The organism is Mycobacterium sp., from assembly GCF_032159565.1.
Lineage (GTDB): Bacteria > Actinomycetota > Actinomycetes > Mycobacteriales > Mycobacteriaceae > Mycobacterium.
Genome location: NZ_JAVHWR010000183.1, coordinates 1 through 11,022, shown reverse-complemented (window position 1 = coordinate 11,022; position 11,022 = coordinate 1). Strand labels below are relative to the sequence as shown.

7 protein-coding genes and 1 pseudogene are annotated in these 11,022 nt (G+C 65.9%); 7 read left to right on the top strand and 1 reads right to left on the bottom strand.

Going from position 1 to position 11,022, the window contains the following annotated elements; translation table 11 throughout:
• On the top strand, nt 1-1,410 hold a 1,410-nt coding region (locus QOC76_RS24465; protein ID WP_526361296.1), incomplete at its 5' end, for a bifunctional copper resistance protein CopD/cytochrome c oxidase assembly protein.
• Nucleotides 1,411-1,412: 2 nt separating this feature from the next.
• On the top strand, nt 1,413-2,144 hold the full coding sequence (locus QOC76_RS24460; protein WP_526361294.1) for a class I SAM-dependent DNA methyltransferase: 732 nt from the start codon (nt 1,413-1,415) through the stop codon (nt 2,142-2,144).
• Here the strand turns inward: QOC76_RS24460 and QOC76_RS24455 are convergent.
• Nucleotides 2,141-2,716, bottom strand: a pseudogene (locus QOC76_RS24455) (allophanate hydrolase-related protein); the annotation flags it as partial. The gene QOC76_RS24460 and the pseudogene QOC76_RS24455 overlap by 4 nt on opposite strands.
• Before the next feature lie 334 nt (nt 2,717-3,050).
• Between QOC76_RS24455 and QOC76_RS24450 the strand changes: the two are divergent.
• The 5 genes from QOC76_RS24450 to QOC76_RS24430 form a co-directional block, all read left to right on the top strand.
• Complete coding sequence (locus tag QOC76_RS24450) at nt 3,051-3,527, top strand: single-stranded DNA-binding protein (protein WP_526361292.1); 477 nt, start codon at nt 3,051-3,053, stop codon at nt 3,525-3,527.
• Between the two features lie 97 nt (nt 3,528-3,624).
• Complete coding sequence (gene ettA / locus QOC76_RS24445) at nt 3,625-5,298, top strand: energy-dependent translational throttle protein EttA (protein WP_526361290.1); 1,674 nt, start codon at nt 3,625-3,627, stop codon at nt 5,296-5,298.
• 54 nt (nt 5,299-5,352) lie between these two features.
• Nucleotides 5,353-10,227: an NAD-glutamate dehydrogenase gene (locus QOC76_RS24440; protein ID WP_526361288.1), complete on the top strand. Its 4,875-nt coding sequence runs from the start codon at nt 5,353-5,355 to the stop codon at nt 10,225-10,227.
• Nucleotides 10,224-10,667, top strand: a complete 444-nt coding sequence (locus QOC76_RS24435; RefSeq protein WP_526361286.1) for an acyl-CoA thioesterase — start codon at nt 10,224-10,226, stop codon at nt 10,665-10,667. Before QOC76_RS24440 ends, QOC76_RS24435 begins: the two co-directional genes overlap by 4 nt.
• On the top strand, nt 10,664-11,022 hold a 359-nt coding region (locus tag QOC76_RS24430; RefSeq protein WP_526361284.1), incomplete at its 3' end, for a DUF8010 domain-containing protein. The genes QOC76_RS24435 and QOC76_RS24430, both read left to right, overlap by 4 nt.

Sequence of the window (11,022 nt, the reverse complement as noted above, 5' to 3'; positions counted from 1 at the left end):
CACGACCTGGCCACCAACAGCCTGCTGATCCACCTGATCGCCGCCGCACTGTGGGCGGGCGGTCTGCTGGCGCTCCTCGTCCACTCGCTGCGGCGTGGCGGGCACGCCGATCTCGCTGCGCGCCGCTTCTCGGCCGTCGCAATATGGTGCTTCGTGGCGATGGCGCTCAGTGGCGTGGTCAACGCCCTGGTGCGGATTCGGCCCAGCGAGTTGTTCGACGGCGGCTATGGCCTGTTGATCCTCGCCAAGGCCGTTGCGCTGTGCACGCTCGGCGTCATCGGCTGGCGGCAGCGGCGCAGCGGCGTCGCTGCACTGCAAGCCGACCCGGAGGCGCGCGGGCCGCTGATCAGGTTGGCGATCACCGAGGCGGTGGTCTTCGGCCTCACCTTCGGGGTAGCGGTGGCACTGAGCCGGACGCCTCCGCCAGCGCCGCCGATTTTCAATCCGTCCATTCCGGCGATCGAGATCGGCTACGACTTCGCCGGACCGCCGACAGTGGCCCGCGTGCTGTTCGACGGGCGGTTCGACCTGATCTTCGGGACCGCGGCGATCGTGATGGCGCTGGTGTACCTGGCCGGGGTGCGACGGTTGCGCCGGCGCGGCGATGCGTGGCCGACGGGCCGGATCGTGGCGTGGCTGCTCGGCTGCTCGGTGTTGTTGTTCGCGACGTCGTCGGGTGTCGGCCGGTACATGCCCGCGATGTTCAGCATGCACATGGCCGCCCACATGCTGCTGTCGATGTTGACGCCGATCCTGCTCGTGCTCGGCGCGCCGGTGACGCTGGCACTGCGCGCGCTGCCGGCCGCGGGCAGAGGCGAGCCGCCGGGACCGCGCGAATGGCTCTTGGCCGCACTGCATTCTCGGGTGTCGCGGTTCTTCACCAATCCGATTGTCGCGACGGGGTTGTTCGTCGCCGGCTTCTACGGCCTGTATTTCGGCGGCATCTTCGACGCCGCAGTCGGCAACCATGCGGCGCATGTCGCGATGAACCTGCACTTCCTGCTTACCGGATACCTGTTCTACTGGGCCGTCATCGGGGTCGACCCCACACCGCGCCCGATACCGCCCCTGGGCAAGGTAGCCATGGTGTTCGCATCGCTGCCGCTGCACGCGTTCTTCGGGGTTGTGTTGATGAGCACCAAAAGTGTGCTGGGGGAGAGCTTCTACAAATCCCTGCAGCTGTACTGGCACACCGACTTACTCGGCGATCAGCGGCTGGGCGGTGGACTGGCCTGGGCGGCAGGCGAAGTGCCGCTCGTCATCGTGCTGATCGCGCTCCTGGTGCAGTGGACGCGCAGCGACCGCCGCACCGCCAAGCGACTCGACCGGGCCGCCGACCGCGACGACGATGCGGACCTGGCCGCCTACAACGCCATGCTGGCGCAACTCGCCAAACGGGACGCGCTCTAGACGTGGACGACGGGTACTTCGGTGAGGAGGTCGCGGCCGACTACGACGCCGACACCTCCGGGATGCACGACGAGAGCGTCATCGCCGCCGTCACCGACGTTTTGGCTGAGTTGGCCGGTGACGGGAGAGCGCTCGAACTCGGAATCGGGACTGGCCGTATCGCGCTTCCGCTCGCTCAGCGCGGCGTCGACGTGCACGGCATCGACTTGTCGAAGGCGATGGTCGCTCGCATGCGAGACAAGCCGGGCGGCGCTGAGATCGACGTGACGATCGGGAATTTCGCAGACACGCGCGTGCCGGGGGAATTCTCGTTGACGTACCTGGTCTTCAACACGATAAACAACCTGACCACTCAAGACGAACAAGTCGCCTGCTTCGTCAACGTCGCCGCACATCTGGTACCTGGTGGCAGTTTCGTGATCGAGGTCGGTGTTCCCGCCCTGCGGCTTCTGCCGCCGGGGCAGCGCGCCGTTCCGTACGACGTCGGCGACAGGTATTGGGCTTACGACCTCTACGACTGCGCGACGCAGTCGATGTGCTCCAACTACGTCGACGACGACGACGGCAACGTCCGGCTCTGGTCCATTCCGTTCCGCTACGTGTGGCCGGCCGAACTCGACCTCATGGCACGCATCGCCGGTCTGGTGCTCGTCGAGCGATGGCAAGACTGGGACGGCACGCCCTTCAGCCACGAGAGCACCCGCCACGTCTCGGTGTGGCGGAAGCCGACCTAGACGGCGCCCGCGGCGATCGCGGCGGGCCAGCTGCCGTACGAGCTGACGTCTTTGCCCGTCGCGGCCGAACCGTCGCAGCCGAACGCGGTTCGCCAAGTGCCGTCGTCGAATTCGACCTTGCCGAGTTGCATTGGCGCGGGCAACGCGGCCAGAAACCGACCGAGAGCGGCGGGGGAGAGCAGCCATCGATGACCGGACAGCGGCGCACCGGTCAGGCCGTCAGGCGCCAGCGTGATGGCCGGTTTGGGCGGCGTGGTCGACAAGACCGTCATGCGGTAGCGCGGCGCGGTCGTCAACTCACCGGCCCAGCGGGCGCCGAGATCGGTGAGCTGGTGAACCAGTGGGCCGCCGCGCAAGTGCGCTCCGAAGACGACGAGTTCCGTGTGCTCGGCGGCTGCCAGTGGCCAAACACTTTGTGGTGCTTCATCTCTGGAGATTGTCGCCGCGACATCGAGCGCGACGGCATCGTCAAACGGGCGGGCGAGCACGGTGACGTCGCCCACCGTCACCGCGCATAGGCCGGGCGGGTCGCCGACGACTGCCGAGGTCGGTACGGTCAGCGCGTCGACTCCGTCGGGCAGTGTGCCTGGCAGCGTTTCCGCAGTCGCAATGCTTGGCTCGGGCGGCGCGGCGAAACGCACGTCGGGGGGCCAGCAGACGTCTTTCGATTCGCCGGCTTGTACGGCCATGGCCCGGTTCGCCTGCCCGAGGTCCGGTGCATAGACCTTGGTGCCGATCGTCGGCGTGATGCACACCGTCATGGCAGTTGAACCTACGGCTGTCGTCCACAGTCCGCGATTCGTCCACAACCGGCAGCCGAGAACACGCCGCGCCACCGCGACGCGTCGGCGTCGACCGGATCAATGGGAGGTACGGCGTAAGCCACATGAATCGAAAGGACGAGAAATGTTCGAGACACCAATCAGCGTGGTCGGCACGATCATCACGGATCCGATATTGCGGAGGGTCGGCGACCAGGCGGTCTACAAGTTCCGGATGGCGAGCAATTCCCGGCGGCGCACCGCCGAGGGCAACTGGGAGCCCGGCAACTCGCTGTATGTGTCGGTCAACTGCTGGGGCAACAGGCTGGTGAAGGGCGTGGGCGCCTCGCTGGTGAAGGGCGACCCGGTCATCGTCGTCGGATTTGTGCACACCAGCGAGTACGACGACCGCGAAGGCAACCGTCGGTCGTCGGTGGAAGTGCGGGCCACCGCGGTGGGACCGGATCTGGCGCGAAGCATCGCGAACATCGACCGGCCGAAGAACATGAGTGCGAACAGCGACGATGCCGCGGAAGCCAAGAACGACGAGGCCGACGGCAACGCCGAGAAGGCCGAGTCGGATGACACCACCAGCGGAAAGGTGCTGCCCGTGCCGGCGTGAGCAGGGCGCAGCCGCTGACGGCGAGGTCGGGACGGCCACTGTTCACGCCTAGGATGGTTCGGGAGCAATTCCAAGACCAGAGAGGCATTACAACGGCATGGCCGAATTCATCTACACGATGCGGAAGGTCCGCAAGGCGCACGGGGACAAGGTCATCCTTGACGACGTCACCTTGAACTTCCTGCCAGGCGCGAAGATCGGCGTCGTCGGTCCGAACGGGGCGGGAAAGTCGAGCGTCCTGCGGATCATGGCCGGCCTGGACCAGGCCAACAACGGCGATGCCTACCTGCAGCCGGGCGCGACGGTCGGCATCCTGATGCAGGAACCCCAGCTCGATGAGACCAAGACCGTCCGCGAGAACGTCGAGGAGGGCGTGGCGGTCAAGGGCAAGCTCAATCGGTACAACGAGGTCGCCGAGCTGATGGCGACGGACTACACCGACGAGCTGATGGAGGAGATGGGCGTACTTCAAGAGGAGCTGGACGCCGCCGACGCCTGGGACATCGACTCGCAGCTCGAGCAGGCGATGGACGCGCTGCGCTGCCCGCCGCCCGACGAACCGGTCACGCACCTTTCCGGTGGCGAGAAGCGCCGCGTGGCACTGTGCAAGCTGCTGCTGTCCAAGCCCGACCTGCTGCTGCTCGACGAGCCCACCAACCACCTCGACGCCGAGAGCGTCCAATGGCTCGAGCAGCACCTCGCCGAGTACAAGGGCGCCATCCTGGCCGTCACGCACGACCGGTATTTCCTGGACAACGTCGCCGAATGGATCCTCGAGATCGACCGTGGCCGGGCCTACCCGTACGAGGGCAACTACTCGACGTACTTGGAGAAGAAGGCCGAGCGCGTCGCCGTCCAGGGCCGCAAGGACGCCAAGCTGCAGAAGCGGCTGCAGGAAGAGCTCGCCTGGGTGCGTTCCGGCGCGAAGGCGCGGCAGGCCAAGAGCAAGGCCCGCCTCGGCCGGTATGAGGAGATGGCCGCGGAGGCGGAGAAGACGCGCAAGCTCGACTTCGAGGAGATCCAGATTCCGGTCGGTCCGCGACTTGGCAACATCGTTGTGGAGGTGGATCACCTCGACAAGGGCTACGACGGTAGGCCGTTGATCAAGGACCTGTCCTTCACGCTGCCGCGCAACGGCATCGTGGGCGTCATCGGTCCCAACGGCGTCGGCAAGACCACCCTGTTCAAAACCATCGTCGGCCTGGAAGAGCCCGACAGCGGAACAGTCAAGGTCGGCGAGACCGTCAGGCTCAGCTACGTCGACCAGAGCCGCGGCGGCATCGACCCGAAGAAGACGGTGTGGGAGGTCGTCTCCGACAAGCTGGACTACATCCAGGTCGGCCAGACAGAGATCCCGTCGCGGGCCTACGTGTCGGCGTTCGGGTTCAAAGGTCCCGACCAGCAGAAGCCGGCGGGCGTGCTGTCCGGCGGTGAACGCAACCGGCTCAATTTGGCGCTCACGCTCAAGGTGGGTGGAAACCTCATTCTGCTCGACGAGCCCACCAACGACCTCGATATCGAGACCCTGAGCTCGCTGGAGAACGCACTGGAGAAATTTCCCGGCTGCGCCGTGGTGATCAGCCACGACCGTTGGTTCCTCGACCGCACCTGCACGCACATCCTCGCCTGGGAGGGCGACGACGACAACGAAGCCAAGTGGTTCTGGTTCGAGGGCAACTTCGGTGCTTACGAAGAGAACAAAGTGGAACGACTCGGTATCGATGCGGCCCGTCCTCACAGGGTGACCCACCGCCGGCTGACACGCGACTAGTGTCGCCACTGCGTGCCAACGACGGCGTGCGGCGGTGAGTCAGGAGCGAGCGGCATGACGGTCAATCCAGGGGCGGGGGCTATCGAAGGGCAGACCGAACTGATGGTCGCCCCGACCACCCTGGACAAACTCGCCAGAGCCTACATCGCGACCTACCACGGACCGCACGGCGACGCTCCCACCGCCGAGGCGACCACCGGCCCCGTCGATATGTCGGCGGCGGGCAATCTGATGTCGCCGAATCTGCTGGCCGCGCACTACAAGCTGGGCAGGCGGCGGCAGGTCGGGGAGACGCTCGTCGAGCTCTATGCCAAAGACGACCCGGGCGGGTTCGGTCCGGCGATTCAGATCGTCACCGACTACGCGACGATGCTGATGGACTCGGTGACCGTCCTGCTGCACCGGCTCGGGGCGGCCTACAAGGCAATCATGAATCCGATCCTGCGGGTGCGGCGCGGTCCGACCGGTGAGCTGGTCGACATCCAGCCCGCGCCCAATGCTCCCAGTTCGCAGGACACCATCGATGAGGCGTGGATTCACGTCCAGTTGTCCAGTTCCGCCGACCCCAAGGTGGTCGCGGAGGTCAAGCGGCTGCTGCCGGCCGTGCTCGCGGATGCCCGCCAGGTCGCGCTCGACTCCCGCGCGTTGAACGGGACGCTGCTTGGCCTCGCCAACGAGATCGATACCGACCCGGAGGGGCGGTTCCCTGGCGCCGACCGCAAAGACGTCGCCGAGCTGCTGCGCTGGCTTGCCGACGGCCATTTCGTGCTGCTCGGCTACCAGCGGTGTCCGGTGCACGACGGGGATTCGTCGGTCGACATGTCGAGCCGTCTCGGCATCCTTCGGTTCCGCGACGAGATCCTCCCGCAGCTGACCGACAGCGACGACTTGCTGGTGCTGGCGCAGGCCACCATTCCGAGCTTCCTGCGTTACGGCTCCTACCCGTACATCGTCGTCGTCCGCGAGCACCCCGGCCATCACGCGATCGAGCACCGCTTCGTTGGCCTGTTCACCGTCGCGGCCATGAACGCCAATGTGATGGATATACCGCTGATTTCTCGCCGAGTCGGCGAAGCCATCGCGATGGCGCAGCGCGATCCCAGCCATCCGGCTCAACTGTTGCTCGACATCATCCAGACCATCCCGCGGTCGGAGCTCTTTGCGCTGACCGCACGCGAGCTGCTGAACATGGCGATGGCCGTCGTCGACCTGGGCTCGCGTCGGCGCACGCTGCTGTTCCTGCGTGCCGACCAGCTCGCGCATTTCGTGTCCTGCCTCGTCTATCTACCCCGAGACCGGTACACCACCGCAGTCAGGCTCGAGATGCAGGACATCCTGGTTCGCGAGCTGGGTGGCGAGAGCATCGAATACACCGCCCGGGTCAGTGAATCTCCTTGGGCGACGGTCCATTTCACCGTTCGCATGCCCGGGGGATCCCGTCGCCAGAGCGTCGATGTCTCGCTGCAGAACGAGACTCGCATCCAAGACTTGCTGACCGAGGCCGCGCGGACGTGGGGCGACCGGTTGCTCGGGGCGGTCAAGACGGGATCGATCGATCAGGTCAAGGCCGAGCACTATTCGACAGCCTTTCCCGAGGTCTACAAGCAGGCCGTCACACCCGAGGACGCGATCAACGACATCGCGATCATCGAAGATCTGCAGGACAATTCGGTCAAGCTATTGTTCTCCGAGGGCGGCGCGGACGCGAGGAGCACCACAGGGGATGTCAACGACGGTGCGGCGCAGCTGACTTGGTATCTTGGCGGACGGTCCGCCTCGCTGAGCCAGTTGCTGCCCATGCTGCAGTCCATGGGCGTGATCGTGCTCGAGGAGCGGCCGTTCACCGTCACCCGGCCCGACGGGCTGGAGGTGTGGATCTACCAGTTCAAGATCGCTGTGCTCAACGACATCCCCGAGGACCCCGAGGGGCCCGAGCGGGATGCGACCGCGGTGCGGTTCGCCGACGCGGTCACCGCGATCTGGCACGGCCGTGCTGAGATCGACCGATTCAACGAGTTGGTGCTGCGGGCACGGCTGTCGTGGCGGCAGGTCGCCATCCTCCGCGCGTACGCCAAGTACCTGCGGCAGGCGGGTTTTCCCTACAGTCAGACCCATATCGAGAACGTGCTCAACGGCAACCCGGGCACGTCGCGCTCGCTGGTCGAGCTCTTCGAAGCCCTGTTCGACCCGGCCGCCGATCCCGAGCGGAAGGCCGCGCAGGCGGCCGTAGCCTCGGTGACCGCCGACATCGACGCCCTGACCAGTTTGGACACCGACCGTGTGCTGCGCGGTTTCGCGTCGATGATCCAGGCCACACTGCGCACCAACTACTTTGTCAGGCGCGACGATTCCGCCCGCGCGCAGAATGTGCTCTCCTTCAAGCTGAACTCTCAGCTGATCGACGAACTGCCGCTGCCGCGGCCGATGTTCGAGATCTTCGTCTACTCGCCCCGGGTCGAAGGCGTGCATCTGCGGTTCGGCTTCGTCGCCCGCGGCGGGCTGCGATGGTCGGATCGCAAGGAAGACTTCCGCACCGAGATCCTCGGCCTGGTCAAGGCGCAGGCCGTGAAGAACGCCGTCATCGTTCCCGTCGGGGCCAAGGGCGGCTTTGTCGTCAAACAGCCCACACCACTCACCGGAGATCCCGCCGTCGATCGCGATACGCAGCGAAACGACGGCATCGCCTGCTACAAACTGTTCATCTCGGGCCTGCTCGACCTGACCGACAACGTCGACCAGACCACCGGAAAAGTCGTCACGCCAGCAGATGTCGTGCGCCGCGACGGCGACGACGCGTACCTCGTGGTGGCTGCGGACAAGGGCACGGCGACGTTCTCCGATATCGCCAACGAGGTGGCGAAGTCCTACGGCTTCTGGCTCGGCGACGCATTCGCGTCCGGCGGTTCGGTCGGCTACGACCACAAACAAATGGGCATCACGGCCAAGGGCGCATGGGAGAGCGTCAAACGGCACTTCCGCGAGATGGGCGTCGACACCCAGTCGGAGGACTTCACCGTCGTCGGTGTCGGCGACATGAGCGGCGACGTGTTCGGCAATGGAATGCTTCTGTCCCAGCACATTCGGCTGGTCGCGGCCTTCGACCACCGACACGTGTTCCTCGACCCGAACCCCGACGCGGCGACGTCGTGGGAGGAGCGCAAGCGGATGTTCGGGCTGCCGCGTTCGACCTGGGACGACTACAACAAGTCCTTGATCAGCGAGGGCGGCGGGGTGTACAGCCGCGAGCAGAAGTCGATCCCGATCAGCCCGCAGGTGCGCACCACCCTCGGCATCGAGAACGACGTCGAGGAACTGCCGCCGCCCGACCTGTTGCGCCGCATCCTGAAGGCACCGGTGGATTTGCTGTGGAACGGCGGCATCGGCACCTACATCAAGGCCGAAACCGAGTCCGACGCCGACGTCGGCGACCGCGCCAACGACATGATCCGGGTCAACGGCAATCAAGTGCGTGCCAAGGTGATCGGCGAGGGCGGCAACCTCGGCGTCACACCGCTGGGGCGCGTCGAGTTCGACCTCGCTGGCGGTCATATCAACACCGACGCGTTGGACAACTCCGCCGGCGTCGACTGCTCCGACCATGAAGTCAACATCAAGATTCTGATCGACTCGCTGGTGACCATGGGCAAGGTGGCTGTCGGGGATCGGACGAACCTGCTGCTGTCGATGACCGACGAAGTGGGCGAGCTGGTACTCGTCGACAACAAAGACCAAAACGACTTGATGGGCACCAGCCGCGCCAACGCGGCCAGCATGCTGCCTGTTCACGCCCGCCAGATCAAGGAGCTCGAGGCCGAGCGCGGAATGAACCGGGAGCTCGAGGCGCTTCCGTCGGAGAAAGAGATCCGTCGACGTGCCGAGGCCGGAATCGGTTTGACATCACCGGAACTCGCGACGCTGATGGCGCACGTCAAACTGGACCTCAAGCATCAGCTGCTGGCCAGCGACCTGCCTGATCAGGAGGTTTTCGCCGCCCGGCTGCCGCGCTACTTCCCGGCCCGCCTGCGTGACGAATTCGGGCCGGAGATCCGTTCCCACCAGCTGCGCCGCGAGATCACCACCACGATGCTGGTGAACGACATCGTCGACGCGGCGGGCATCTCGTATGTGTACCGGGTGATGGAGGACGTGGGCGTCGGGCCGGTGGACGCGGTGCGGTCGTTCGTCGCCACCGACGCGATTTTCCGCATCGAGGAAGTGTGGCGGGCGATCCGCGCGACCGGTGTGACAGTGGACGTGTCGGATCGGTTGACGCTGGACCTGCGTCGTCAGATCGACCGCGCCGGCCGCTGGCTGTTGAACTACCGGCCGCAGCCGCTGGCGGTCGGCGCCGAGATCAACCGGTTCGCCAAGAAGGTGGCCGAGCTGACACCGCGCATGCGGGAGTGGTTGCGCGGCGACGACCGCGCGATCGTCGAGAAGGAGGTCGGGCAGTTCTCCGCGCACGGCGTGCCGGAGGAGCTCGCCTACATCGTCGCGTCGGGTCTGTACCAGTACAGCCTGCTCGACATCATCGACATCGCCGACATCGTCGACCGCGAGCCCGCGGAAGTGGCCGACACGTACTTCGCGCTGATGGACTACCTGGGCACCGACGGGCTGCTGACCGCGGTGTCAGGCCTTCCGCGCGATGATCGCTGGCATTCGTTGGCGCGGTTGGCTATTCGCGATGATATCTACGGGTCGTTGCGGTCGCTGTGCTTCGATGTCCTTGCCGTCGGCGAGCCCGAGGAGCGCGGCGAGGAGAAGATCGAGGAGTGGCAGCTGACCAACGGCTCTCGGGTGCAGCGGGCGCGGCGCACGTTGAACGAGATCTACCAGTCGGACGAGCGTGATCTTGCGACGCTGTCCGTGGCGGCGCGTCAGATCCGCAGCATGACACGAACGAGTGGAACGGGGACATCTGGGTGAGCGATGAGCGTCTCGCGCGAGGAGCGGACAGCAGGGCGTATGTGGCCTCGGTTCCCGTGCGCTGGTCGGACATCGACATGTACCAGCACATCAACCACGCCACCATGGTCACCCTTCTCGAAGAGGCGCGAATTCCGTTCCTGCGTGAACCGTTCGAGGATGTCATCGACGAGATCGGCTTGCTCATTCACGAGGTGAAGATCCTGTACAAGGGCCAACTGCGGCTGAGGGATTCGCCGCTGCAGGTGACGATGTGGTCGAAGCGGGTGCGTGCCGTCGACTTCACGATCGGCTACGAGGTGCGCTCGGTGAACAAGCCTGCGGAGGGCAGGCCGGCGGTCATCGCCGAAACTCAACTGGCCACAGTGCACATCAAAGAGCAGCGGCTGGAACGTCTTTCGCCTGCGCAATTAGAGTACCTACGGCGCTATCTGCGATGAGCAGTCCCGAGCGCGGCATCTGGCTCGAAGACGCCACCCACCGCGAGGACCTCGCCACGTTCGTCGAACGGGCGGTGCGACTCGACGACGCCGCGGTAATCCGCTTGCGGGAGCGGGCGGGCGGTTCGGTGGTGGCATGGGTCGCAACCGGTTTCGACGTGCTGGCGAGTCGGGTGGTGGCCGGCCGGCTGCGGCCGGCCGATCTGAGCGCAGGTGGCGACGCGCTCGCCAAGGGCTTGAGTGCGATGGACCGCGGCGGTCACGTCGACCCGGGATTCCCAATGGACTCGGCATGGCGGGGCGCGCTGCCGCCGGACACCGGTTTCGCTCACATCGACGACGTCCCGGCGCGGGT

Bases quoted from the DNA above. Each gene is read 5' to 3' on its own strand.
- ettA (WP_526361290.1), top strand. From the start codon at position 3,625: ATGGCCGAATTCATCTACACGATGCGGAAGGTCCGCAAGGCGCACGGG.
- QOC76_RS24440 (WP_526361288.1), top strand. From the start codon at position 5,353: ATGACGGTCAATCCAGGGGCGGGGGCTATCGAAGGGCAGACCGAACTG.
- QOC76_RS24450 (WP_526361292.1), top strand. From the start codon at position 3,051: ATGTTCGAGACACCAATCAGCGTGGTCGGCACGATCATCACGGATCCG.